General features: G+C 66.4%; 10 protein-coding genes. 6 read left to right on the top strand and 4 right to left on the bottom strand.

The genetic code is table 11. The annotated features are described in order from the left end of the window. The first annotated feature begins 78 nt into the window (after positions 1 to 78). The 5 genes from KYT87_RS24590 (at position 79) to KYT87_RS24570 (ending at position 6561) form a co-directional block, all read left to right on the top strand. Positions 79 to 1251, top strand: coding sequence for a serine hydrolase (locus tag KYT87_RS24590; RefSeq protein WP_219991076.1), 1173 nt, complete (start codon positions 79 to 81; stop codon positions 1249 to 1251). 169 nt (positions 1252 to 1420) lie between these two features. Beyond that, positions 1421 to 2377, top strand: coding sequence for a glycosyltransferase family 9 protein (locus KYT87_RS24585; RefSeq protein WP_219991075.1), 957 nt, complete (start codon positions 1421 to 1423; stop codon positions 2375 to 2377). Next, positions 2352 to 4334 carry a glycosyltransferase gene (locus tag KYT87_RS24580; protein ID WP_219991074.1) on the top strand — a complete coding sequence of 661 codons (1983 nt, stop codon included), beginning with the start codon at positions 2352 to 2354 and terminating at the stop codon, positions 4332 to 4334. The genes KYT87_RS24585 and KYT87_RS24580 overlap by 26 nt, the downstream gene beginning before the upstream one ends. Before the next feature lie 267 nt (positions 4335 to 4601). Next, the gene (locus KYT87_RS24575) at positions 4602 to 5270 is read left to right on the top strand and encodes a glutathione S-transferase family protein (RefSeq protein WP_219991073.1); all 669 of its coding nucleotides are present in this window, start codon (positions 4602 to 4604) and stop codon (positions 5268 to 5270) included. Next, the gene (locus tag KYT87_RS24570; RefSeq protein WP_219991072.1) at positions 5248 to 6561 is read left to right on the top strand and encodes an MFS transporter; all 1314 of its coding nucleotides are present in this window, start codon (positions 5248 to 5250) and stop codon (positions 6559 to 6561) included. Before KYT87_RS24575 ends, KYT87_RS24570 begins: the two co-directional genes overlap by 23 nt. Positions 6562 to 6576: 15 nt before the next feature. Here the strand turns inward: KYT87_RS24570 and KYT87_RS24565 are convergent, their stop codons facing one another. After that, positions 6577 to 7593 carry a helix-turn-helix domain-containing protein gene (locus tag KYT87_RS24565; protein ID WP_219991071.1) on the bottom strand — a complete coding sequence of 339 codons (1017 nt, stop codon included), beginning with the start codon at positions 7591 to 7593 and terminating at the stop codon, positions 6577 to 6579. Positions 7594 to 7789: 196 nt separating this feature from the next. Between KYT87_RS24565 and KYT87_RS24560 the strand changes: the two genes are divergently transcribed. Beyond that, positions 7790 to 8572 (top strand): aldolase, encoded by a 783-nt coding sequence (locus KYT87_RS24560; protein ID WP_219991070.1) that lies wholly within the window; start codon positions 7790 to 7792, stop codon positions 8570 to 8572. A gap of 134 nt (positions 8573 to 8706) precedes the next feature. On the opposite strand, the gene KYT87_RS24555 is transcribed toward KYT87_RS24560, so the two are convergent. The 3 genes from KYT87_RS24555 to KYT87_RS24545 are packed head-to-tail and all read right to left on the bottom strand — an operon-like array spanning position 8707 to position 25818. Further along, a complete protein-coding gene (locus KYT87_RS24555; protein ID WP_219991069.1) occupies positions 8707 to 9465 on the bottom strand; it encodes a SapC family protein in 759 nt (252 codons plus the stop codon). 9 nt (positions 9466 to 9474) lie between these two features. Then, positions 9475 to 24150, bottom strand: coding sequence for a filamentous hemagglutinin N-terminal domain-containing protein (locus KYT87_RS24550; protein ID WP_219991068.1), 14676 nt, complete (start codon positions 24148 to 24150; stop codon positions 9475 to 9477). Positions 24151 to 24174: 24 nt separating this feature from the next. Beyond that, on the bottom strand, positions 24175 to 25818 hold the full coding sequence (locus KYT87_RS24545) for a ShlB/FhaC/HecB family hemolysin secretion/activation protein (RefSeq protein WP_223264698.1): 1644 nt from the start codon (positions 25816 to 25818) through the stop codon (positions 24175 to 24177). Between the last annotated feature and the right edge of the window lie 222 nt (positions 25819 to 26040).

Genomic DNA, 26040 nt, shown 5'->3' with positions numbered 1-26040 from the left:
CATACAAAGCGGGAAAGATCCCGCGACGCGGCATGGATAGCATCACGGCATTCCTCTTTCGCAGGGTATGCGTCCTCCATGTTTTCGCTAAGCCGCCTGGTCGCCATCGGATCGCTGTTGCTTGCCGGCGGCGGTTGCCAGACGCTGCCGCCCGCCGCGCCCGCCACGATCGCCAAAGGCGATTACGCGGCGGTCGTGAGCTACCTGACCCAGCGCATTCCCTACGACATGGCCCTGACCAAGGTGCCCGGCGTGTCGATCGCCATCGTTGAGGACCAGCGCATAGTCTGGAGCACGGGCTTTGGGGTGGCGGATGCGTTGCGGCACCGCCGCGCCACCGGGGACACGCTGTATCGCGTGGGCGCCATCAGCAAAATCGTCACGGCGGCCGGTGTGCTGCATGCCGCCGACGATGGCCGGCTGTCGCTGGACGCGCCGGCCGCGGGCGCCTTGCCCGATTGGCACGTCGAGCCGCGCCGCAACGCCATGCAGTGGATGGGCGCCGCGCCTTACACGGCACGAAACTTGCTGAACCTGCACCCCGGCACGCTGGAGGACACGATGGGCCGCGCCCGCGCCGACATGGCTTACGCCTTGTTGGGCGACATGGTGGCGCACGTGGCCGAAGAGCCGTTCGACGCCTATGTGCGCCGCACAATTCTTCAACCCTTGAACATGCCGCGCGCCGGGTTTCGACCGCACGAGCGCATGCTGGAGCAACGCGCGGTGGGCTACCGGCGCGGCCGGCCTTGGCCGGAAGCGCCACAGCCCAACGAGGCGGCGGACGGGTTATGGGTCAGCGCATCCGAGATGGCGCGCTTTAGCAGCATGTTGTTCGCGGGCGGCGCTTACGGAAGCCGGGCTGCGGGAAATCCCGGAGGCAGGGCCGAAGTCAATGTCGACGTCAGCGCCGCCGTCAGCGCCGACGCCCGGCGCGTGCTGACGGTGCAATCCGCGCAAACCCTGTTGGGGCTGCAAACAGTGGCGGGCGACGGGCTGGACCTGGATTGCCGATTCGCCTTGTCGTGGCTGGCCGCGCCCTGTGACGACAACGTGGTCACCGCCACGTCCCTGCGCGAACACAGCGGGGCGACGGAAGCGTTTCATTCGCGCTGGGTGCTGGCGCCGCAGGACAAGCTGGCGGTGCTGGTCATGGGCAATTCGGATTCCAGCGAGGCGCTGGTGGCGGCGGTGGCCACCCTGGCGATGCGCATGATGCGCCAGGCCCGGCAGGGCGCCGGTCCGGGGTGAAAAACGTACGTGTGGGCACGCGGCGCGTCTGATAAATTGTGTAGACGTTTTAAGTGCCCTCGTACCTTTCTTTACAAAGGTTAATGAGATCCGAGAACTTTTCCGCTCTCGTCTCGATACATTGCCGCCTGCGGCCAATCGGCCGCTTTGACAAGCATGGAGGACGCCGATGTCGGAAATCGTGGTGTATGTCAGAAGCCAGCAAAAGCTGGGCGACCAGATCGTTGCCATGCCAACGCTATATCAGCTGAAAGAATGGTGGCCGTCTCGACGAATCAGCGTGGTTGCGCGTGACGATGTGGGCGCGTTCTACCAGGCGCTGCCGTGGGTGGATGAATTCGTGCGCACCTCGACACTTGGCGGCTATCTGCGCTGCCTGAAAAAAGAGACGCAGGTGTCCGTCAGCCTGCATCACAGCAGCGAACGTTTCGGCCTGGTCAATCTGCTGCGCTTGCCGCCCATCCGCCTGGGCTTTCGCCACGGACGGCTGACCGACATCGTGTGGACGCATTGGCACCGCAAGAACATCGCCGAATATATCGGGCAGGCCAACTTGAACATGCTGGCTTCCTATCGTCCCTTTGACGTTGAACGCGTGCCGCGCGCCTGTTTCGAAGCGCTGGCGGGCTCGCATTTGCGCACCGCGCAAAGTGCCGATGTGGTGATGATTCCCGGCGGCGGCTCGGGCGCGTTCAAGCGATGGAGCCTGGCCAACTATGTGCAGTTGGCAGACGGCCTGAAGCGCGTGATGGGCGAGGGCGCCCGCTTCCTCTTCGTGCTGGGCCAGCAAGAGGCCGCTGAACGAGACGCCTTGCAGGCGATGCAGCGGCCGGACTTTGCGGTTGCGTATTGCCGCACGATTCCAGAGCTAAGCGCCATCATGCTGCGCGCGCGCCTGGTGGTCGCCAACGACTGCGGGCCCTCGCATATCGCGCAAGGCGCCTGTGTGCCCTACGTGGGCATTTTCAACGAAACGAATCCTGAATGGTTCTGGCAGCGGCCCGGCTCGGCCGCTGTGGTGCCGCGCCGCCCTCAGGACGGCATCAACGCCATCACGCCCGACGAGGTCCTGGCTGCCTGCCGCAACGTACTGGAGCATCATGCGCATCCTGCACACGCTGGCTGAACCAAGTCTTGGCGGGCTGGAATTTCGCACGTTGGAACAGGCAAGTTGGCTGCAAAGGCATGGCTACGACGTAGCTATCGCAGCGCCCTCGGGCAGCGCCGTCAGTGGCGCGGCGCGCGAGCGCAACCTGACAACTGTGGATATCGACTTCAAGCCGGCGTACGCGCCGTCGACCGTGCTGGCATTGCGCCGCGCGGTGAAGGCATTGAATATCCAGGTGATCGACAGCCACAGTCGCGTCGACGGTAAAGCCGCCGCGCTGTGCCGCGACCTGTGCGCGGTGGTTCGAACCCGGCATTTCGCCAAACCCATGCGCACGTCGCCACGCCGGCGGCTGGAATGGCGCTTCGGCTGCGATCACGTCATCGCCACCAGCAACGTGGGCAAGCAGGAACTGCTGGCGGCGCGGCTGTTCCGCGACGACCGCATCAGTGTCGTGGGTGAATGGGCGGGCGACGAGTTCTTCCGCCAGGCCGAAGACGCGGACGCGTCATTGCGCATCCGCCGAGGCCTGGAAATCCCGGCCCCGGACGAGGCATACGTCATTGCCACCGTGGGCATGTTGCGTCCCGAAAAAGGCCAGGCCGATCTGCTGCGTGTGGTGCATCGACTGCGCGCCCTGGGCGTGCCTGCCGTGGCGCTCGTCGTGGGCATGCCGACCGCCGCCACCCGCGCCTATGCGTACGAGCTTTACCGTTTGGCGATAGAGCTGGGCATCTCGGACCACGCGGTGTTCGCCGGACACCGCACCGATGTGCCCGACATGATCCGGGCGGCGGACGTGGTGCTGGTGCCCTCGGCAACGGAAGCCTGGTCGCGCGTGGTGCCCGAGGCTTACGCCATGGGCCGGCCCGTTGTCGCCAGCGACGTCGGCGGCCTGCCCGAAATCGTCGTGCCCGGCCAGACCGGCTGGCTGGCCGCGCCGGGTGACATCGCGGGCTATGTCGACCGCATCCTGCAAATCCGACACAACGCCGGCGATGCGCAGGCGGTCCTGACCCGCGCCCGGACGTACGCCGAGACGAATTTCCGACTGAGCGAAAAGATGTTCCACACGCTGGACGCGTACCGCCGCGCCATGGAACCGGGCTTGCGCGCGGGTGCTTGCCGTTCGCCGTCAGCCGTGTGCGCCGTCCCGGCCTATATCGAACCGTTGGAGCAACAGGCGCACGACTATTTGTTGACCGGCACAGGCGCGCGCGGTCGCACGGGCATCCTGCTGGTTCATGGCCTGGCGGGCACACCGGAAGACATGCGTGCGCTGGCGCTGGGGTTGCACCGTCGCGGCTACACCGTGCTGGCCGTCAAGCTGGCCGGTCATTGCGGCACGCTGGATGAACTGGTGCGCACAAGCTGGCTGGATTGGCTTGCAAGCGTGCGGCGCGGTGCCGACCTGCTGGCAAGCCGCGTCGACCACCTGGTGGTGGGCGGACAGGCGGTCGGCGCCATGCTGGCGCTGGCCTTGGCGCAGGAACGCCCGCTGCACGTGGCCGGTGTACTGGCGTTATCCCCCGCGTTCCGTCACGACGGCCCAGGCTTGCGGCGCTACGCGAGGCTGGGCTTGCTGTTGCCGCTTTTGCAAACGCTTTTGCATACGCTGCGCATCGGTCGCCATCGCGTGATTGCGAACCGCGACGCGTCGCTGCCCCGCATCCCCTGGGGGTCGCTGGCCCAGGCGCGAAAACTCGCGGTGTCGGTATGGCGACGGATGCATATATTGCGCGCCCCGTGCCTCGTTTTGCACGCGCGCAACGATGACATCGCCTCGGTCTCGAACGCCTTCGACATTGTGAACCGCGCCTGCAACGCAAACGTGTCCCTGCATTTGCTGGACGACAACCGCAACGCAATGACCCCGCTTGCCCTCGAACGCAACGACGTGATCACGCGGGTCGCCGCGTTCGTCAACGACATCGTGGAAACGCCGGCGGGTCAGGAGGCCGTCAATGTGGCGTGACGGGCGTTATGTTGCTGACCAACGCACGCATTGGCGGACCGCTTTTCCAGTTTGAGCCGCGAGAGGTTAGAAGGATTCTGGTCGCGCATGATGAATTGCGCGACGAGACCCAGGGGGCGGCCGTAGAAAGCGGCGCCCGCAAGCGTGCCCCTGTCGCTCCCGGTCAATCCGCGTGCGCGCGTTGTCAATTCCCCCCGAGCGGGCGCCCCTAAGATTCCCTGCATCTCCCCGTGCAGGCACTCTGACAGGCATCCGGCCCCGCTCCCCATGATTACGCTCTACGACCATCCCCGATCCGGCAATTGCTACAAGGTGCGCCTCTTCCTGGCGTTGATCGCATTGCCCTATCGGCGTGAGTTCATGGATGTGCTGGCGCGCAAGAACCAGACCGAGGCGTTCGAACGCATCAGCGCGTGGAGACAAGTCCCGGCGATCGATGACGACGGTCTGGCCGTTTGGGACAGCCACGCCATCCTGATGTACCTGGCGCAGAAACACGCCCCGCAGTGGCTGGCGCCGCTTCCTCATAGCGCGCAGATGCACGCGTGGCTGTCGGTGTCGGCCAACGAAATTGCCAACAGCTTGCAGCCGTTGCGGCTGACCAAGGTGGTCAGCCATGCCGAGGCCGCGCATCACCTGGGCGTCAGTGAAGCGCTGCTTGATGTGCAGGGGCTGAAGCAGCGGACGGATCGGCTGTTGCACCAGCTGGAAAAGCGCCTTGGCGTCAGCCCTTGGCTGGCGACCGTACGCAGCGTCGCGGACATCGCCTGTTATGGCTATCTGGCATTGGCAGAAGAGGCCGGCATCGATCTGGACGGCTATCCCGCCCTGTCGGCTTGGCGCCGGCGCATCGAAGAACTGCCGGGTTACGTCGCGCCACAACACACCAACACAAAACACACTGGGGAAAAACATGGAAGCGATCTCTCGACCTGACGTGAACGTAGGGGCTGAAGAAAAGCCGAACCTGCTTCGAATCTCTGTGGCCACGGTCGTGGGCACAGCCGTTGAAGCGTTTGATTTTCTGGCGTACGGCACCGCCGCCGCACTGGTATTCAACAAGCTGTTCTTCCCGCAGTTCGACCCCTTGACCGGCACGCTGGCGGCGTTTGCGGCCTTTGCCAGCGGCATGCTGGCGCGGCCCATCGGCGGGATCCTGTTCGGGCACTTCGGGGACCGCATCGGGCGCAAGTCCATGCTGACGCTCAGCCTGCTCATGATGGGCATCTGTACGGTGCTGATCGGGCTGTTGCCCACCTACGAGCAAATTGGTGTGTGGGCGCCGATCTTGTTGGTGGCGCTGCGCATCGGGCAAGGCCTGTCGTTTGGTGGCGAACTGGGCGGCGCCATGCTGATGGCCGTGGAACACGCACCACCGCGATGGAAGGGCTTGTTTGGCAGCCTGCCTTTGGTGGGGTCGCCGCTGGGCATCCTGTTGTCGGTGGGCGCCTTCGCCCTGGTCACGCGGCTGCCTGAAGAAGACTTTCTGTCGTGGGGCTGGCGGCTGCCGTTCCTGGCCAGCGCGGTGTTGATCGTGGTCGGGATATTGATACGCCGTGGCATCGACGAGTCGCCCGATTTCGCCCGCGTCAAGGCCGAGCAAACGCAGGTCAAACTGCCCGTGGCCGAATTGCTGGGCAAGCATGGCAAGGCGTTGTTGCTGTGCGTGGGATGCAAGCTGGCCGAAGTGACGTTGATCTACACCTTTCTTGTTTTCTCGGTGTCGTATGCGGTATCGACGCTGGGCTTTAGCCGATCAGACGCGCTGCAAGCGCTGCTTTACGGCGCGGCCGTGATGACGTTCACCATTCCCGTGTTCGGCATGTTGGGCGACCGCTTTGGCGCAAGACGCGTTTGCGGATGGGGTGGGCTGTTGCTGGCCGTGATGGCAGTGCCGATTTTCATGGCCGTGGGCAGCGGCTCGCTGTTTGCTTACAGCGTGGCCGCGTTCGTCGCCATGGCTTTGAACTACGCCATGATGATTGCGCCCCAGTCCAGCCTTTACGCCGCCCAGTTTCCGCCAGAGCTGCGGTACTCGGGCCTGTCGATCGGCGTGCAGTTTTCCGCCGCAATCGGGGGTGGCCTGGCACCCATGGTGTCGGCAATGTTGGTGGCTCGGTTCGACAGCATCGTGCCCGTGGGCGCGTACCTGGCGGTGCTGGGCGTCGTTGCGGGCACGTCGGCGTTCTTGATGAAGCCCACCACCCGGGCACGCTCCGCGCCCTGATCTTCAGCCGGCCGTTTACTGATCCCGCTCCAGCGCCGCCGCACGATATTTGTTCGGCGGGCTGCCGAAGCGTTGCTGAAAGCATCGGCTGAAGTGGCTGGCGTCCTGAAACCCACAGGCCAGCGCAATGTCCTTGACGGGGACATGCGCCCTGCACGGATCTTCCAGTGCGCTGCGGGCCAGTTGCAGCCGGCGCTCGCGCACGTACTGGCCATACTGGATGCCGCGCATCTGGAACAAGCGATGCACCCAGCGGCTGGAAGCGCGCAGCGCGCGCGCCACCGCTGCCACGGACAAGTCATTGTCGGTGATGTGCGTATCCACGTAGCTGGTAATCGCCTGCCAGCTTTCGATGGGGCCGCGCTCGGTGGTCGGCAATTGCTCCAGCGCCTGGCTGGTGTAGATGGCCGCCAGCAAAGAGATCAACGCCTGTTCCGCAAACATGCTGGACGTGGGGCTGACGGCGTCGGGCTGCTCAAAAAAAACATGCCCCAGGCAGTGGTGCGCTGTGCGCACCATCGGCAGTGTCGACGCCGCGCGTTGCGCCGTGAACTGCGAGATATCCTGCAAGTGCATGCCCAGCAGGTTCAACAAGGACCCCTTGATCACGACCAGCCTGGAGTCCGTCAGCATGCGCACTTCGGAAGGCAGGGCGGTGGTACGAAAAATGATGTCGCCCGTTTCCACTGGCAGGCTCGCGCCGTTCTGGCTGATGGTGCCGTGTCCTTCGATGATGAAGCTGGCCAGGAATTCCGCCCGCAGCGCATCGGCCGCGTGTTCGGCCCGGTGCTGCACCGTCATGGGGGTGGATTCCAGGTTCACGGCCAGGCCGCCCGCGCGCAGGCGGCATGCCTGCAAATGCAGACGCGGTTGCAGGGTCAGCGGCAGGAAGTCTCCCGGCAGCACCAGCTTGTTCAGCCGCGCCTGATAGCCGGACAGTTCGGCCTCGTAAAAGGGACGAAAACGGGGGGCGAAATTCAGGTCCGGCTCTTGCTGGGAAGCGGCAGGCGGAAGCGGTTGGGCGGCTTGCATGTCGATGGATGAACCCGACTTTCTGGGCGGGCCAAGCGCCCGCGAAATCATTGTATCGACGCTGATCGCGCACGCACCTGCCGTTTACCCTAGGCCCTGGCACTCTCGGACAAGCCCTGTGCAGTTGGGGGCAAGGCCCGGAAAACCCCTGCCGGATGTAATGGCAAGGGTGTGCCAACCGGCAAGGCATCAGGAGATGAGTGTGGATGACAAGGCAATGCAGTCCGACGCGTTTTTCAAGCGCTCGGCCGACAAGCTCGATTTCGGCAACTGGAACGTGCGGGAAAAAATCGCCCTAAGCTGCCGCATCCTGGCAAGGGAAGGGCACTCGGAGACGCTGGCAGGGCAGATCACCGTGAAGAACGATGACGGCTCCTACTACACGACGGCGCTGGCCCAGGCTTTCGACGAGATCCGCCCGGACACGGTGATTCGCATCAACGACGACATGGACGTGCTGCAAGGAGAGGGCACGCCCAATCCCGCCGTGCGGTTTCATTTCTGGGTCTATCGCAACCGGCCGGATGTGCGCTGCATCGTGCATACCCACCCGCCTTATGTGTCGACCCTGGCCATGACCGGGCGCCCGCTGGTGGTGTCGCACATGGACGCGACGCCGTTTCACAACGACTGTGCGCATCTGAAGGAATGGCCGGGCTTGCCGATCGCCGACCAGGAGGGCGAAATCATTTCCGCCGCCTTGGGCAAAAAGCGCTGCGTGCTGTTGGCCAACCACGGGTTCCTGGCGGCCACCGGTTCTGTGGAAGAAACGTTGTATCTGTCCGTGCTGATCGAGCGCGCCGCGCGTAATCAATTGCTGGCCGCTGCCGCCTACGGCGAGGTGAAGCCGGTGGACGATGCGCTGGCGGCCGAGTCGCACGACTTTCTGCTCAAGCCCAGCATCGTGCGAGCCAGCTTCGCCATGTTTGCGCGTCGTATCGAGCGGCAGGGCATTGCGCAGGCATACGCAAAGCCCTAGGCGAAAGGCAACAAGACCGCAACAAGACCGCAACAAGACCGCAGCGAAACAGCCCCAAACCAAAGGGCCGCCCCAAAACAAAAAAGGCCGGCCGCAAAGAGCGGGCCGGCCTTTCTGATCCACCACGACACTGCTTACGCGTCGGCGGCGCTTTCCTCAACCGCAGCCGTCGGCTGCACCTGGTTAATCAGCGCGGGCCAGGTGTTGATCGACAGCAGGTGGCAGTACACCAGCGGCAGCCAGCCATTGGCGCGCCAGCGCAGGAACTCGTCGTCCGGCAGCTTGTTGAACTTGGCTTCGTCGATCACCTTGAAGCCGGACATGGCCAGGCGCTGGCCATCGGGCAGGGTGATGTCGGCGCGGTTCTCGATGAGCAGATCGGCGGCGGCCAGGGCCTGCGCGAACTCCATCGTGTAGGCGTGCTGGTTCTGGTAGTCGCGGCAGAATTCCAGCGCGCTGCGGGCCAGGTCCGTGGGCTCACCAACTTCGTCGAAGAACGGATTGTCGCGGCCTTCGACCACCGAGGCGGCCTTCTCGTCGACGCACAGCGTGAACTGGCTGCGGTCTTCGTTCTCCATGAAGATGAAGGGATAGCGGCGCACGTAAGCCGGGATGTAGGTGCCGGCGCGCCATTGGCCGTCGGCGTCGACGAACAGGTTTTCCTGGCCGCGCACGCCCAGCACCGCGACGGGCGTGGGCTGATCGCCGTCAGTGAAGACAATGGGAAAGTGGCGGCAGGCGGTCGGCAGCTCGGTGGCCACCAACGGCACGGCGTTGGTGGTGGCGGCATAGGCAAAGCCAGTGTTGCCGGCCAGCGACAGGTTGGCGTGCACGCCGGCAGCCAGGGGACGGGGTTGTTCGTAGAACAGGGGAAGCGAAGTCTGCGTAGTCATGGTGTCGAATCAAAGAGTGCGGGATTGCGCGTCGTTGTCGCGACGCTCGTCGTCGGAAGACGGGCTGCCTTCGGCGACGGGTTGTTGCGGGTTGGCGGCCGGGGCTTGCAGTACCGACGTGTTGCCGTTCGGCACGTTCAGCATGGCGTTGTCGCCGGAAGGCAGTTGCCAGTTGAAGGTGGCCGAGGCCACTTTCAGCACCTGCGGATCGGCGTAGGCGCCCAGCGGGTCCGGGCCGAAACTATCAGACGGGACCGTACCACGGAACAAAGATGAGGCGGTAGGCGTGGTCGGGATGACCGGCTGCGGCGCGGTGATGGCGGACAGGCGGTCGATGACGCCCGTCGGACCCCACGTGGTGCCGTTCAGGTAGTACGGCGAGCCCACCAGCGAGCTCTTGATGGAAGCGGCCGCCACGGCGCCCGTCTTGCCTCCTAGCGTGCCCCACACGTCGGCCGAACCGGCGGTCGGAACGGTCAACGAGGCCACGTTCAGCTTGTGGCTGAGATCGGCGTCGTTCAGGCCGATGCGCAGCGCGCCCAACGGGCCGGCGGCCAGCGTCAACGCCGTTTGCGGGCCCATCAGGCCAACGGCGGTGATGTCGCCGTTGGTGCTGATGGTGGCATTCGCGCCTTGCAGCGTGGCGGGTGCGCCCAGGTTGATGGGGCCTTGGGTCACCAGCAGTTGCGCGGGCAGCGTCAGCCCGGCGCCGCCGGTCTGCGTGAAGCCCGTGGCGGCTTTCACCGTCGAGCCGGCGGCGAACGTCGTCGTGCCGGTCGGGTCGGTGTTGGTGATGCGGATCGAACCCGTGTCGGCGGTGACGTCCTTGCCGAACGCGACCTTGCCGCCCTTGATGTCGATGCCGTCGGGACCCGAGGCGCGCACGTTGCCGTTGTAGCTGGCGGACTTGGCCTCCAGCTGCTGCACGCGGTAGGCGCTGACGTCACCGTTGAACACGATGGTGTCCACGGCGCGCAGCGTCAGCGAGCCCAGGCTGGTGGCGTCGCCCGCCACCAGCACGTTCTTGCCCGCGTTGATGGCCAGGTTGTTGCCGTTGCCGTCCAGCTTGCTGCCCAGCACGACCGAACCCGTGGTGCTGGTCAGGTCGCGGTCGCCGGTCAACGTCACCGCGCCGGTGTAGACCTGGTCGCCGGTCGTGACGACCTTGCCCGGGCCCATCGTGGTGGTGCCTTCGATCGCCAGGCCGCGCAGCGGCGTTGTCGCGCCGATGTCGCCCTGGATGTCGGCGTTGCCGGCAATGATCAGGCCTTGCTGGCCCGACTCGGTGCCGTCCACGCCGGCCTTCAGTTGCACGTTGGTGCCGGTCAGCGTGGTGTCCACGCCGGACAGGATCACGTGCTGGCCATACTGCTGCGAACCCGTGGTGTCGACCGAACCGCCGTTGATCAGCAGGTCGCCGTTGCCGCTGGTTTGCAGCGACGCGGTGCGGACCGGGCCGTCCAGAACGGTGTCGCCCGACGCATTGATCGTCAGGTTGCCCAGGCGCGAACCTTGGCCGACGGGGCCGGCAAATTCGACGTTGCCCTTGTCCGCCGACACAGTCATGTCGTGCCCGCCGTCAACGGCGTCGTTGAAGCGAATGTCGCCGTCGCGGCTGGCCACGGTGACGTCGCCGCCCAGCGTGACCGCGCCTTGGTACGACTGGTCGCCCGTGGTCGCGATGCTGCCTTGGCCCAGCGTGGACTTGCCGTTCACCGTCAGGCCGGCCAGCGCATTCTGTGCACCGATCGGACCCTTCAGCACGGCGTCGCCGTCAATGGTCAGCTCATGCGAGCCGTCGGCGCCGCCCAACAGGCCCACCGTGCTGCCCTTCAGGACGGTGTCACCGCCCAGCACCACGCGTTCGCCGTAGGACTGCGCACCGGTCGTATCGACCAGCCCGCCGTTGATGCCGATTGTGCCGCCCACGTCCGACGTGACCGATGCCGCGTACACCGCGCCGTTCAGCGCGGTCGCACCCTGGCTGGCGATGGTGATGTTACCCAGTCGGCCACCCGCGTCGTCGCCCACGGCGTCCGTAAACGTCACATTGCCCGCACCGGCCGACAGCGACAGATCGTGCCCGCCGCCCTGGCTGCTGGCCACCTTGTCGTTGAACGTGATGCTGCCGCCTTGGGTCGTCAACGCAACGTCGCCGTCAAGCGTGACCTCGCCGTTGTACGACTGCTTGCCGGTCGTGCCGATGCTGCCGTCCAGGCTTGACGTACCGTTCACCGTCAGACTCGCCAGCGCGTCCTGCGCACCGAACGCGCCCTTGAACACGGCGTCGCCGTCGATGGTCAGGTCGTGCGGGCCGTTGCCGCCACCCAAGAGGTTGACGCTGCTGCCCTTCAACACCGTATCCGCGCCCAGTGAGACCCGTTCGCGGAAGGTTTGCGTGCCCGTCGTGTCGACCAGGCCGCCGTTGATCGCGACCGTGCCGGGGGCGTCCGTCTGCGCGGACGCGGCGTATACCGCGCCGTTGAACGTGGTCGCGCCGGCGGTGTTGGCCGTCAGGTTGCCCAGGCGTTGTCCCGCGCTGCCCACGGCGTTAAAGCTGATGTCGCCCGCCGCTGTCGAGTTGATCACGACGTTGCGGCCGCCGATCAGCGCGCCGTCGAATGTGACGTTGCCGGTGGTGGTGGACAGCGACTGGTCGCTGCCCAGCGTGACGTCGTTCTGGTAGTGCTGGCTGCCGGTGGTGGCGATGCTGCCGGTGGTCAGCGTGGCGGGGCCGTTGACGGTCAGGCTGGCCAGCTTGGTGTTGGCGCCGATGGCGCCGGCCAGCGTGGCCGGGCCGTCCACAGTCAGCGCGTACGCGCCGTCTACGCCATCGGCCAGCGTGACGCCGCTGCCGCTCAACGTCGTGTCGGCGCCCAGCACCACAGCGGCGCTGTAGGACTGCATGCCGGTCGTTGTGACGCTGCCGCCGTTAAGCGCAGTGACGCCGGTGCCGACCTGGTTCAGCGATGCGGTGTTGACCGCGCCGCCGTAGGTGGTGGCGCCGGCCGTCAGAACGGTCAGCGCGTTCGCGCCCGAGACGTCGCCCGTGAACGTAACCGCGCCGTTGCCCGTGTACACGTTGACGCCGCCAGCCAACACGGTGTCGCCATCGACGCCGAAAGCGCCGTTGCCGGTGGTGTACAGGCCGCGCAGCGTGGTGTCGCCGTTGTACTGCTGGGCCCCGCTGGTCGCGACGTTTTGCAGGCTGATGTTGGCGCCGTCGATGCTCAGGCCGGCCAGGTTGATGGCGTTGCCGCCCAGCGTGACGTTGCCGTCGTTGGCGACGATCACCGCTTGCTGGTTGCCACCGTTCAGCGCGCCCGAGATGTTGACATTGCCGCCGTCGCCGTTGGCGGTCAGCGTGCGCTTGCCGCCCGTCAGCGTGGCGTTGCCCGAGATGTCGATGGACGCGCCGGTCAGGTCGCCGCCAAGCGTGACGTTACCGTTGTAGGTTTGCGCGCCGGCGGTGTCGACGGCGGCCGTGCCGATCTGCGCGGCGATCACCGTCAGGTTGTTGACCTGGTTGTTGGTGATGGCGTGGTTGATGCCGACGTTGCCCGAGGACGATCCCAGCAACACATCGCCGTGATTGCCGGCGGTCAGGCCGACGCTGCTGATCAGGTCGCCGTCGGCGGCGATCTGGATGCTGCCGTCAGCCGTCGCAATGTTGCCCAGCGTCAGCGGGCCGGTGGCCTCGACGACGATGTCGCCGGCGCCCAGCACGTTGGCCTTCAGATAGCGCGCCGACGTGGTGAAGGCGGCGTTGCCGTCACCGATGCCGTTCTTGCTGGTCAGGTCCAGGCTGTTGGTCGTGACATCGCTGCCCAGGGCCACCAACGAGCCTTCGGCGGCGGCCAGCACGACCGTGCCGTTCGCAGCGCCAGCGTTGATGGTGCCGACCACCACGTCGCCATGCTGCGAGCTCAGGTCGATGCCGCGGTTGTTGCCGGCGGCCGTGGCCGACACGTCCAGCGTGCCGGTGGCGTTGGCGGTGATGTTGCCGTTGGCGGTGGACAACGAGGCGGTCAGTGCGCCGGTATTGTTCAGCGTCAGGTTGGCCGGCGTGGTGACGCCGGTCAGGTTGACGTTGGCGTTGGCCACCTCAGTGGTCAGCGCCGTGTTGCCGCCCGCCGCGCCACTGGTGACGTTCAGCGTATCGCCGCGCGCAATGATGTTGCGCGGCGTGGCGCCCGCTGCCACCACGTCTTGCTGGCCCACCAGGGTGATGGTGTCGTTGGCCTGCACGCCCGTGCCTGCCACCGTCAGCGTGCCGTTCGAGGACAGCAGCACGTTGTCGGCGGTATTGGACAGGCCCGAACGCGCGTCCAGGTCGCCCGACGAACGGAGGTAGACCGAGCTGTTGTCGCCCGTTTGCGTCACGTCGCCGGTCAGCGTCAGGGCGCGCGTGCCCACGTTGTTCAGCGCGATGACCGCGCCATCGGCACCCGTGGTCAGGTCGCCCAGCGACGCAACGTTGGTGCGCAGGGCGATGCCGCCCAGGCCGGTTGCCAGGTTACCCACCGTGCCGATGCTGCCGCCCGCCGTGGCCGTCAGGCTGTTGCCGAAGACCAGGTTGCCGGGAATCGCGCCCAGGATGGAACCCGCGGCCTTCAGCGTGACGTCGCCCAAGGTCAGGGCGTCGATCGTGTTGATCGACAGGTCGCCGTTGGACGTCGCAATCGAGATGTCGTTGGTCGCCGAGTTCGTCTTGGTGCTGGCGCTGTTCACCAGCGTGGGGCCGGCGGTGGTGATGCCGATGGCGCCGTTCTGCGTAGCGATGGCGTTCAGCGTGGTGCCGGCCGCGCGGTTGTCGTCCAGGAAGATCGAGCCGTTGCCGGTGACTTCCGCGTTGATGAAGGCGGCGGTCGTCTGCACGTTGTCGGCCGAGCCTTCGGCGCCGCCGATGCCCGCGCCGGCTTTCAGCGTGACCGAGTTGCCGATGATGCGCGTGGATTCCTCGCGGTCGTCAACGATGGTGCTGCCGGTCTTGCTGTAGTCGATGTTGACCGTGCCCGTGCCCGCGTCGATGTTGCCCGCCACCAGTTGGCTGTTGGTGCCGTTGCCCACGATCTTGATCGTGCCGCTGCCATTGCTGGCGACGGCGTTGGCGATTTGCAGGTTGCCGGCCGCCGCGATGTCGATGATGCCGCCCGACAGGTACGAGTACACGGCGTTGTTGTCCGCCGCCAGATACATGCCGCCCAGCGTGGTCGCTTCGACGCGCTGGCCGCTGGCGTTGATGCGGCCGTTGGCGGTGTCGACGCCGATGCCGCTGCGCGCGTTCAACGCGACGCCGTACGCCTTGATGTTGGCGCCGCCCACGTCGGCTAGGATGGCGCCGTTCTCGGCGTTCAGCGTGACCTGGCCTTGGGTGGCGCCGGCCTGCACGTTCTTGACGAAGATGCTGCCCGCCGTCGCCTTCACCGAAATGCCGTTGCCCGCTGCGTCCGTGCCCGACGTCATGCTGGTCAGGAACAGGCTGCCCGACGACGTGATGCGCGTTTCGCCGTTGGCCACCGAGGTGCTCAGGCCGCCTTGCATGCTGCCGACGCTGTCCAGGTACAGCGAACCGGCGCCGGTGACGCTGGCGGACACGGCGTTGTTCAAGGCCGCGATCTTGATCGCCGCGTCGGTGGTGCCGATGCCGTTCTTGGCGGTCAGCGTGATGGCGCCGGTGCCCGAACCGGAGATGGCGCCGCCGCCGTCCAGGATGCTGCCGTTCTGCGCGTTCAGCGTCAGCGTCTTATTGCTGCCGTAGCGAACAGAGCCGACCAGGATGTCGCCCGTGGTCGTCGTGACGGACAGGTCTTCGCCTGCGTTGAGGTTGCCCAGGTTGATCGAGCCCGCCTGGTTCAACCAGATGCCGCCCGAGGCCGTGGCCGCGATGTTCTTGACCTGCGTGTTCAGGGCGCGGGTGGACGAGCCAATCGCGTTGGGCGTGTCGCCCGACCCGGTGGACAACGTCAGGTTGCCCGCCGTGATCTTCGACGTGCCGGTCATGCCCTGGATGGAGCCGCCGGTGTAGTAGTAGGGGTTGGTCGACAGGTTGACCGAGCCATTGGCCGTGACGTCGATGTCGTTCAGCGTGATCGAGCCGATAGCCTGGTACGTGAAGTTCAGGCCGGTGGTGTCACGAACGATGGTCAGCGCGGTGTTGTTGCTGGTGTCGGCCCCGCTGAACGTCAGGTTCTGGGCGTCGATGGTCAGGAACCCGTAGCTGCCGTACTGGTTGCCCTGTGCGTTGTTGCGGTTGATGGTCAGGTCGCTCAGGTCGGCCAGGTTGTCGACGTAGATGCTGCCCGGGGTGTTCAGCGTCAGCGACGGCGTGTCCAGATGGATCCGATTGGCGTTGCCCGAGCCAATGCTGCGCGACGAGCCGTAGTCGGCCGTCAGCGTGACGCTGTTGCCGGTGATGCGGTTGCTGTTGTTTGCGCCGACGATGTTGCCCGTGCTGGTCGACAACGCGACCGCGCCATTGCTGGTGCTGATGGTGCCCACCACCAGGTCGCGGCCGCCGCGGGCGGTATCGGCGGTCAGCGTGATGTTGCCGTCGCCGGTGACCGAGGCGGCCTGCAAGCCATAGGTTTCGATCAGCGCGATGCTGCCGTCCGCCGTGGCCGTCTGGTTGGCGCTAAGGTTGACGATCGTCGTGCCGCCCGAGCTCAGGTTGGTGGTGCGGATGGCGCTCTTGTTGCCGATCGAGCCATTGGCCGTCAGGGTGACGGTGGTGGCGTTGCTGATCGTGCCGCTCAGGATCGAGCCGCCCGAGTTGTTGACGGTGAAGCTGTTGCCGTTGGTGTTGACCGAGCCCAGCTCGATGTCGCCGACGGTGTTGCTGACCGAGCTGGCGCCGGTCGAAGTCAGGCTGGGCAGGCTGGTGTTGCCTTCCACCGTAATGAACGCCCCGCCGCCGACGGCGCGGCCGCTCAGCGTGCTGACGCGGGTGTCGATGGCGTTGCCGACGCCGCTTGCGCCGATGGCGGCGTTGGCGGTCAGGTTCAGCGACGCGGCATCGATCTTGGTGTTGGCATCGCCATCGCCAAGCAGCGACGCGTTGCGCGAGGTCAGCGAGACGTTGTCATAGCCGACGTTGATGGTGCCCACGGTGACGTTGCGGTCGCTGCTGACGGTCAGGTTCAGGCCGCCCGCGTCCGTGATGTTGCCCAGCACCAGGCCGGCCGTGCTGCCGCTGCCGCCGTCGGTGGCGGTAAAGCCGATGTTGCCCTGGCCGTCGCGGGTCGGGGAATTGATGCTGTAGGAACGCGCGCCGTTGCCCGTCGAATACAGCGACAACGCATCGATGTGCTTGTCGGAATCGATATAGACGTCGCCGGCGTTCTGGATGTTCAGCAGCGGGGCCGACAGATTGATCTCGCGGCCCGTGCCGCCGATGGCGCCCGAGCCCTGGGTGGTCAGCGAAACCTGGGCGGCCGTGATGCGCTGGCTGTCATCGGCGCTGCCCAGGATGCTGTTGTTGCTGGACAGGCGTACGGTGCCGGTGGACTGCGTGTCGATGATGCCGATGTCCTGGCCAACGTTGCTGGACAGCATCAGGTTCAGGCCGGTGTTGTCGCGGACCTTGTTGACTTGCAGGCGGCCGTCATGCACCACATCGAACAGCAATTCGTTCGACGTGACGTCGTAGGTCGAAGGCGCGACACCCGTTGCATACAACGACAGGCTGGCCAGGTCGACGTCGTTGTTCACGTAGACGTGGCTGCCGCTCGTCAGGTAGAGCTCGCTGGTGGTGGTGTTGATCTTGTCGGCCGGACCCGAGCCGATCTGGCCGGTGGCGAAGAGCGACACCGAATCGCCCGTCACGTGCGAGGTGGGCGACAGGTTGAGCAAGTTGCTGCCCGCGCCGTTGGCGGCCAGGCTGACGGCATGCGCGGGGCCGGTGTCGATGTTGCCGATGTACACCGTGCGGTCGCCGGAGAACGAGAAGTTCAGGCCGGTGGTGTCGCGCACGTCAAACAGGTTGTAGCCGCCGGTGTCCGTGACGTTGAACGTCAGGCCCTGCGCCGCGACCTGCACCACGTTGTCCGCCGACGGGTTGGCGTGATTGGCCGTGACGTTCAGGCTGAACAGGTTCGACGCGTTGTTCAGGTACAGATCCTTGCCGGTCTGCGTGGTCAGTTGCCGCGTGTCGGCCTGCACCGCATTGCCGGCGGCGCCGATGGACTGTGTGGCGGTCAGCGTCAGCGAGGGGGCGACGAAGCTGCTGCCCGCGCCTTGAAGAATCGACCCGTTGGTGACGTTCACCTGCGCGGAGCTGGCGACGTTGTTGTTGCCCAGGGTCAGGGTCTTGTTGTTCGAGATCCACAGGCTGCCGCGCAGGTTCGAGGACAGCTTGTCCACGCTGACGTACAGCGGCTGGTTGGTGTTGTACGTACCCGTGACCGAGCTGGCATTGAGCGTCAGCGCGCCCGTGGTGAGGTTGGGGCTGCTGGCGCTGCTGCTGTTGCCGTAGATGTTGCTGTTGCTGCCCAGCGTGACCGAGCCGCCGGCGCCGGTGGCCACGTTGTTGACGGTCAGCGCGCGGTCGGACGAGATCGACAGCGCCAGGTTGCCCGCGGTGGAAACGTTGCCAAGCGTCAGCCCCGAGGTGCCGGTCGAATCGCTCAGCGAGAACGTCAGGCCGGTGGCCGAGACGCTGTACGAATTGTTCTGCGAGCCGCTTGAGCTGGCGTGGTTCGCGGTCAGCGACAGCGACGTCAGCTGCTTGTCGTTGGAGACGGACACGTTGCCCGCCGACGCGATCGACAGATTGTTCGTGCTGGTCGAAGCGGCGACGCTGCCGTTCGTGCCCAGCGCGTTCAGGCTGACGTTGTTGCCGGTAATGACGCCCGAGCCGCGGCTGATGGTCGGCAGGAACGACGTGTTGGCGTAGCGCGAGGTCAGCGTCACGGAACCCGCGGCGCCGGTATTGATCGTGCCGGTGGCAATGGCGGAATCGGCGTTGACGGCCAGTGCGGCGCCGTTCATGTCTGCCGCGATCGTCAGGCTGGTGCCACCCGCGATCGACAGCGTCTGGCCGCCCAGCCCGCTGAAGGCATAGGCGTTGGTGTCGAAGTTGGTGGTGCTGCCCGCATCGCGGCGGCTCAGGTTCAGGTCGATGCTGCTTAACGCCTGGCCACCGTTGTTCAGGAAGATGTCGCCGTTGTTGGCGATTGCCAGGTTGGCGGTCGTGGTGCGCAGCGCGCGGCCGGCGGCGCCGATGGCCCCGGTGTTTGCATCGCGCGCGGTGTAGCTGTCGCTGCCGGTGGCCGACAGCTTGACCGTGCCCGCCGTGATGCGGCCGGAGCCGGCATCACTGGTGATGCTGGAATTGACGCCGCCATAGGCCGTGGTCAGGCTGACCAGGTTGCTGGCGGTAATGGCGCCCACCTGGATGTTCTTGCGGCCGCTGAAGCTGAAGTCCGTCAGCCCGCCCGTGATCTGTTCCAGGTACTGCGTGGTGCCGTCGTCGGTGATGCGGATGGTCTGGCCCGCGCCGCCGCCGATGGCGATGGTGCTGGTGGCACCGGACGCGCGCTGGCTGTTGATCGCCAGGCTGCGCAGCACGGTGTCGCTGGCGACAAAGAAGTCGATGCCCGCCGACAGGCTCAACGCGGACGTGCCGGCCAGGGCCAGCGTGCCGCCCGTGGCCGACGAGCCGATCGAGCTGCTGGCGCCCGCCGTCAACGCGACATTCGCCGCGCGGATCGTGCCGGGGTTGGCCAGGTCGTCGGTGGCGATGTTGCCGCCCGCGATCAGGCTGACCTTGCCGCCCGCGCCGGCATCGACGTTGCCAACCCACAGGTTCTTGCCGTTGGCCGTGAACCCGAAATCCAGGTCGGTGGAACTGGCGATGTCCTTCAGGTGGATGCCGTTGGCGTCGTCCGTCAGCGTGAAGGCCGACAGGTTCGGTGCGGTGATCGCGTACGAGCCATAGACGTAGCCATTTCGCGTGACCGCCAGGCGCGTCAGCCCGGTCTCGTTGTTGACGGTGATGTCGCCACCGCTGGTCAGGCTGACGTCCGGCGCCTGCAAGGTCAGCGCGGCGCCGGCCGCGCCCAGCGATCCGGCGGCCGACAGCGCGATGCTGCTGGCCTGGATCTTCGTGGCGGCGTCGCCATCGTCAAGGATGGAACCCGCGCTGTTGGCCAGCGACGCGGGGCCGGCGGCCTGCACGTTGCCGATCAGAGTCGTGCCGTTCCCTTGCGTGTAGCCAAGCTGCCCGCCTGCCGTTACCGAGGCCAGCTTGATGTTGCCGTAGGTGCCGTTCAGATAGAGGTCGCCGCCCGCGTTGGCCAGGACATTGACCTGGCTGGGTCCGCCCACGCCCACATAGCGCACGCCGCCGCCGTAGTTGCCGCCGATGGAGCCGGTTGCGGTCAACGAGATATCGCCACCGCCCGCGTACACATTGCCCGAGCCGTTGCCCAGGATGGAGCCGTTGGCCGCGTTGATCGTGACGTCGCCGTTTGCGCTGCGCACCGTGCCGGACACCAGCAGGTCGCCCTGGCGCGCGTCGATCCGCACCGCGTCGGTGGCCGTGATGTTGTTCAGCGTGATGAGGCCGGTGGTGTTGCTCGAACCCGTGGGTTTGGGCAACTGGACGTAGAAGCCGCCATTGCCGGCCGAGCCGTACAGGCTGCTGGTCAGGATGTCCAGATAGCCGGTGCCGGTGGCGCCGATGGCGCGGCCGGCCGACAGGCTCACCAGATTGGCCAGCAGTTGGGTGTTCTTGTTGCCGTCGTCGGCAATGGAGCCGGTGGTGTTCAGCGTGATGGCGCCGCTGTAGCCGGCGTCGATGCTGCCCACCGTGATGTCGCGGTCGCTGGCGAAGTTGAAGGTCACCGAGTTGCTGTCGCGCACCTGGTGAATGGTGTGGCCCGTGGCGTCGTCGGTGATGTTGAACAGCAGCGACGGGGCGCGCACGTCCAGCACGTAGTGATCGTCCGGCCCCTTGTGGCGAGCCGTCACCGTCAAGCTGTTCAGGTCGGCGATGTTGGTCGCGTAGAGGTTGCCGCGCGTGTCCAGCGACAGCAGCGGCGCGTTGACCGAGACGAAATCGGCGTTGGTGCCGATGTCCTGGGCGGCGGTCAGGCTGACCGAGCTGGCGGTGACGCGCGTGTCCGCGATGCCGTCATCCAGGATGCTGCCCTGGGTGGACGTCAGCGTGACGCCGCTGCCGGCGCGGATGTTGCCCAGCTTCAGGGTCTGGTCGCCGCTGAACACAAACTGGTTCAGCAACGAGCTATAGACCTGCTTCAATTCATACGCATTGCCCACCTCGTCGTTGACGTCGAACGCGAGGAAGGGCGCGGAGACTTGCAGGACGTTCTTGCGCAGCGGGTCGGCGTGGGTGTTGCTGACGGCCAGGTAGGTCAGCGTCTTGCCCGGGTTGTCGACGTAGATGTCGCCGCCGCTGCCCAGCGTCAGGCTGGTCGTGGCCGTCTTGATGTGGTCGCCCGCCGTGCCGATGTGCTGCTGCGCTTGCAGGTTGATGGCGTTGCCCAGCAGTTCGCTGTTGGCATTGGCGCGCAGGATGTTGCCGCCCTGGGCGTTCAGCCACAGGGTGCCCAGGCCGGCGTCCACCTTGTTCGCGGTCAGGTCCGCCACGCCGATGACGGAAATGCCGTTGTAGGCTTTCAGATCATCCAGCAGCACCGAGCCCTGGGCCTGGTTGATGTAGATGCTGCCGCCCGTGGCGTGCAGTTCACCCGCCGCCGTGCGCAGGTAGGTACCCGTCGTGCCCACGGTGTAGCTGCTGTTCGATGCCGGCGCCAGCAGGGTGACGACGCTGCCGGTGATGAGCGATGCCGACGTGCCCGTGATGTTGCCGGCCCGCGCGGTCAGCGTGACGTTGCCCGAACCCGCGCTGACTTGGCCGGCGGAAATGCTGTTGCCCGTCAGGTTGACGGCGCCGCCGCCGGAACTGACGTTGTTGGCCAACACGCTGCCCGCGCCGGTGATCGCGATGGCGGCGTTGTCCGCCTGGGCTTGCGTGATGGTCAGGCTGGTGTTGCTGCTGTCCAGATACACGCCGCCCGGACCCGCCGTGGCGGACACGTTGCCGGCGTTGGTCTTCAGGCTGCGCGACGCGGCGCCGATGGCGCCGTTCTGCGCCGACAAGGCCAGCGTGTTGGTCGAGATCATGGTGGCGTCGTCGCCGTCGTCCACGATGTTGCCCATGATCGAGGTCAGCGACGTCGATGCGCCCGCCTTGATGGCGCCCACGGTCAGGTGGCCGCTGCTCCACACGGACAGCGGGCCGGTGGTTTCAACGGAACGCAGGTTCAGCGCGCCGGTGTTGTTCAGGTATACGCCGCCGACGCCGCTGGCGGCCGTCAGCGTGGCGGTCTGCGTGTTCAGGGCCTGGCCGGCGCTGCCGATGGCGCCGTTGTTGCCGTTGCTGCCGCTGGCCTTCAGCGCGATGCTGCCGGCCGCGAGCGAGCCCAGGCCGTTGCGCGCCAGGATGTCGCCGGCCGTGGACGTCAGCGCCAACGCGCCGCTGCCCAGTGCGATGGAGCCGACGCTGATCGTGCGGTCGCCGGTGAACGAGAAGCCCAGGCCGTCTTGCACGACCGAGTTCAGCTGATAGCCGCCGTTGTCCGCCAGCGAGAAATCCAGCCCGCCCGCCGAGGTGAGCTGGTACGTGTTGTTGACGCCCGGTTGCGCGTGGCGGCTGGTGATGTCCAGCGTGCTCAGTACCGAGCGGTTGGCCGCGAACAGGTTGCCGCCGGTGGCAAGCGCCAGGCGCGATGTCTGGGTGTTGACCGCGTTGCCGGCCTCGCCGATGTTGCCGCCGCTGGCGTCCAGGGTGACGGTGTTGCCCGCCACCACCTGGTTGGCGCCGCCCACGTTGCGGATGCTGCCCGCGCTGGTGCGGACCAGCGCCGCGCCGCTGCCGGCGTCAATGACGTTGGCCAGGTTGATGTCGCCGGTGGCGTTCAGCGTGATCGCGCCGCCCCGGCTGGTCAGCTTGCCGATGTTGCTCAGCGTGCTGCCCACGCCCAGCGCTTCCAGCGTGATGGCGCCGCCCTGGGTGCTGATTTCGGTGTTCGAATTCTCGAAGCGGATGCCGCCCGTTTGCGTCGAACGCAGCGTGAAGCTGTTGCCCGAAGTCGTCTTCAGGTTGATCGCGGCCATGTCCGCAATCGTGATCTGCCCGGTGGCTTCCAGTTTGATGTTGGTGGTGCCGGCCAGGCTTTCCAACAGGCCGCGCGACACGGTGTTGTTGGCCGCGTTGGCGTCGCCGCTGTTGAGCGTGCCGTCGCCCGCGCTGCCGTCCAGCGCGCCCGAGCCGTTGCCGGAATCGACGATGCGCAGGTCGGTCGGGTCGATCAGCAACAGGCCGGTCTTGCCCTTGGGCGCGCGCATGTCCACCGAGCCGGTCAGGCCGATGTTCTTCTTGCTGGAGACTTCGGCAAAGCCGCCGTCGCCGCCTTGCTCGCCGCCGCGTGCCGACAGGCTGCCGGCAAAGGCGGTGGCCTCGTTGGACCACATCGTGACGCTGCCGCCGTTGCCGTTGACGCGCGCATCGGCCTTCAGCGTGGCGCCCGCCGCCACCTTGACGGTGGACGACTTGCCGCTGAACGCGGCCGAGCCGTCGTCCGGGGCAACGCCCAGGCTGCCCAGGGCGATCTCGCCGCCGCCCGCCGCGCCGGACACGTCGATGGCGGCGCCGCGCGCCACGTCCACGTGTTCACCGGTGACCACGACCTTGCCGCCTTGCTGGCCCGCGCCGGCGCCGGTGGCGTCGACCGTGCCCGCGATCTTGACGGTGCCGGCGTCGCCGCCGGACAGCACGATCTTGCCGTTCTGCGTGCCCACCGACTGGGCGCTGATGATGCCGTCGGTGTTGACGACGTTGTCGATCACGCCCTTGACGGCGCGCGCCGTCATCAGCACCGTGCCGCCGTCCGCGCGGATGACGCCGGTGTTGGTGACCAGTGCCGATACCGGCTTGCCGCTGGCGTCCTTGGGCAGTTCGCCCACGGTGGAGGTGGCGTCAAACGACAGCAGGCCGTCGCCCTGGAAGTCCACCGTGACGGTGTTCGCGCCCGCCAGGGCCACGCGGCCCAGCTTGGCCTGGATCACGCCCGAGTTGCTGACCGACGGCGCCACCAGCGCGGCCAGGCCGCTGTCCTTGATGGTGATCGTGCCTTCGTTGACGATCCGGGCATTGGCCTTGGTGGACGCCTGGTTGAACTTGTAGTTGCCGGCCAGGAAGTCCTTGTCGCTGATGTTTGCCGTGGTGGCGACCAGGCCGCCCACGTCGATGCGCGCGCCCTTGCCGAACACGACGCCGTTCGGGTTGACCAGCATCACGGTGCCGTTGGCGTTCAGCTTGCCGAAGATGGCCGACGGGTCGTTGCCGACCACTCGGTTCAGCGTGACGCTCTTGCCGCCGGGCTGGCGGAAGTTGACCGTTTCGTTGGCGCCGATGCTGAAGTCTTTCCAGTTGATGATCGCCTTGCCGCTGGACTGGTTGATGTCCAGCGTGCCGTTGCCGCGGTCATTGATGGTGGCGGCGCCGCCCACGACGTTGCCGCCGGTGGGGTTGGCGTGCGCGCCGCCGGAGGCCAGCGAGCCGATCAGCACGGCCAGCGTGCTGAGCGCGGGCAGGGCGGTGTCTTTCTTTATGCGCATGCGGCGAGCGGATTGGGCGAGGCTGCGGGATTTGCGATTCATGGTCGGTCTCTTGTCGTTCGCTGCTTAGTACTGCGCCGAGATGCTGAAAAATACGCGCGGATTCTTGTTGCCCTGGGTCAGGACGTCGCCGCTTGTGGGCTTGGCCACTTCGAACGTTGCGTACAGGGTCTTGCTGAGGTTGGCGCGCATGCCCGCGCCAATGGACGACACGTTGGCGCGCGTCAGCGGCGCGCTTTCGCTGCGCGACCAGATGCGGCCGCCGTCAACAAACGAATAAACGTGCGCGCCGTGCGGCAGGAAGTTGTCGGTGGACACGGCGTAGCGCAGTTCCAGCGAGCCGGCCAGGCCGGAATCGGCGGACATTTCGCCGTCGTCATAACCCCGGCCAAAGTTGGGGCCGCCCAGCGCGAATTCCTCGCTGGCCAGTAGCGGGCTGGCGCTGTACTGGCCGGCAAAGGTGGCCACCAGCGACAGGCGATCGGTCAGCTGTTGCAGGCGCGTCAGTTCGGCGGTGAGCTTCAGGAAGTCCGACCGGCCCTTGGCGCGCGAGGCCAGCTCGGCGCCTTCTTGCGTGGCGCCCATCGCGTCCAGGCCCTGGTGCACCGTGCCGCGAATGGCGGTGATGCCGTTCCAGCTGTCGGTGCGGTCATAGCTCAGGCCCGCGCGCAGCACGCGCAGCCGGTCGCGCGTAAAGGGCGTCTCGGTAATGTCGGTGGCCACGTTGCGCACGTCGAACATGCCGAAGGCGCGCAGGTTTTCCAGCCGCGAGCGGATCAGCGGATAGGTGACGGTAGCCGTGTAGGCCTGCACGTCGCTGGCCACGTTCAGCGGGGCCAGGTCGCGGCCCGGCTCGCTCTTGGCGTAGCTGGCGGCCAGCCCGAAGGTCATGCCGCTGTCGCTGACCAGCATGTCGTAGTTGGCGGCAACGGCCTGGCTGCGGTAGGCCGGAAAGCCCAGGCGGCCGCTCAGCGTGAAGGTGTCGGCGCGGGCGCCGAACGAATTCAGCGTGACCTGGCCGGTCATTTCGCTCCAGCCCAGGTAGGGCGAGCCACGGTTATCAATGCCCAGGCGCGCATCGACCGGCTTGCGTTCGCTATGCACCACCAGCACCGAGCCGCCCACTTCCTTGGGCGAGGCCTCCAGCGACGCGCGCACCACCAGGCCGTTCAAGTCATTGGCCAGCAGCAGCTGGCGTTCGACTTCGGCCACGTTGATCGGGCGCACGCCACGCAGGCGCTGCACCAGCTTTTCCACCGCCGCTTGGGCGGGGCCGATATCGCCGTCGTACTTCACGTCCGACACATAGCCTTCGACCACCACGATGCGGAACACGCCGCCATCGACCGTCTGCGCCGGCACGATCACGCGCGTGGTCACGTAGCCGTCATTGCGGTAGAGCAGTTCGATGTCGTTGGCCACCTTGAAGGCGTCGGCCACGGTGATCGTCTTGCCGACCAGCCCCTGGTAGAACGCGCTGATGGTCTCGGGCGCGTAGTGGGTCACGCCTTCCACCCGCATGTTGGCCAGCGTGAAGCTCAGCTTGTCGGCGCCCACCGGGGCCTCGGACGCGCTGCCCTGCTGCACCGTCACTTCGGGAGCGGTCGTCATGCTTTCCGGCATGGCCGGCTGGGGTAGTGCGCGGCCGGGTTCGGCGGCGGACGGCAACTGCGGGCGCACGCTTTGCGCGGCGGCGGGGCTGGTCGCCAACGCCAGGGCCGTTAAGGCCAGGCCGACATGCAGGGAAAGGGGGGAGAGGCAGAGGACAACGGGGCGGCAAAATCGGGATAAACGGCGCATGAGTACTCGGACGGCGGCTTGTTACATTCGGATTTAATAGATGCTATTTGACATATTTGTCACGCTTGGGTACACAGAATTTTTGCAACTTCCAAGCCTTGGGATATGCCTACGCTCGTGACGCCGTCACCG

This window comes from Achromobacter sp. ES-001 (assembly GCF_019448355.1).
GTDB lineage: Bacteria > Pseudomonadota > Gammaproteobacteria > Burkholderiales > Burkholderiaceae_B > Achromobacter > Achromobacter spanius_B.
This window is presented reverse-complemented; position numbering and strand designations above follow the sequence as displayed.

Bases quoted from the DNA above. Each gene is read 5' to 3' on its own strand.
- KYT87_RS24590 (WP_219991076.1), top strand. From the start codon at position 79: ATGTTTTCGCTAAGCCGCCTGGTCGCCATCGGATCGCTGTTGCTTGCC.
- KYT87_RS24585 (WP_219991075.1), top strand. From the start codon at position 1,421: ATGTCGGAAATCGTGGTGTATGTCAGAAGCCAGCAAAAGCTGGGCGAC.
- KYT87_RS24580 (WP_219991074.1), top strand. From the start codon at position 2,352: ATGCGCATCCTGCACACGCTGGCTGAACCAAGTCTTGGCGGGCTGGAA.
- KYT87_RS24575 (WP_219991073.1), top strand. From the start codon at position 4,602: ATGATTACGCTCTACGACCATCCCCGATCCGGCAATTGCTACAAGGTG.
- KYT87_RS24570 (WP_219991072.1), top strand. From the start codon at position 5,248: ATGGAAGCGATCTCTCGACCTGACGTGAACGTAGGGGCTGAAGAAAAG.
- KYT87_RS24565 (WP_219991071.1), bottom strand. From the start codon at position 7,593: ATGCAAGCCGCCCAACCGCTTCCGCCTGCCGCTTCCCAGCAAGAGCCG.
- KYT87_RS24560 (WP_219991070.1), top strand. From the start codon at position 7,790: ATGAGTGTGGATGACAAGGCAATGCAGTCCGACGCGTTTTTCAAGCGC.
- KYT87_RS24555 (WP_219991069.1), bottom strand. From the start codon at position 9,465: ATGACTACGCAGACTTCGCTTCCCCTGTTCTACGAACAACCCCGTCCC.
- KYT87_RS24550 (WP_219991068.1), bottom strand. From the start codon at position 24,150: ATGAATCGCAAATCCCGCAGCCTCGCCCAATCCGCTCGCCGCATGCGC.